This is a genomic window from Bacillus cereus group sp. N14 (assembly GCF_016483555.1).
Taxonomy (GTDB): Bacteria; Bacillota; Bacilli; order Bacillales; family Bacillaceae_G; genus Bacillus_A; species Bacillus_A wiedmannii.
In genome coordinates, this window is record NZ_JAEHBQ010000107.1 from 1 (window position 1) to 248 (window position 248).

Genomic DNA, 248 nt, shown 5'->3' on the forward strand with positions numbered 1-248 from the left:
GCCCCCCGAGACCGACCCCCTTACGTTTTTTGGACTTGTAACCGGTGGACCTGAGCGCCATTCTATTACGTTTAATCCTGTAGGACCCGTTGGTCCCGTGGGGCCTGTTATTCCGGTTACTCCTGTAGGTCCCGTTGGTCCAGTGGGGAATGTTAATCCTGGTACTCCTGTAGGTGCCGGTGGGAGTATGGGGGCGGGTATTGCGGCAACTGGTGTATGTGTGTGTGCTCCGATACGGAAAGTACATC

1 protein-coding gene is annotated in these 248 nt (G+C 55.6%); it reads left to right on the forward strand.

Features of this window, described 5'->3' with window-relative positions:
* The coding region (locus JDS82_RS30140) for a hypothetical protein (RefSeq protein ID WP_275952031.1) at nucleotides 1-248 on the forward strand (248 nt) is incomplete at both ends.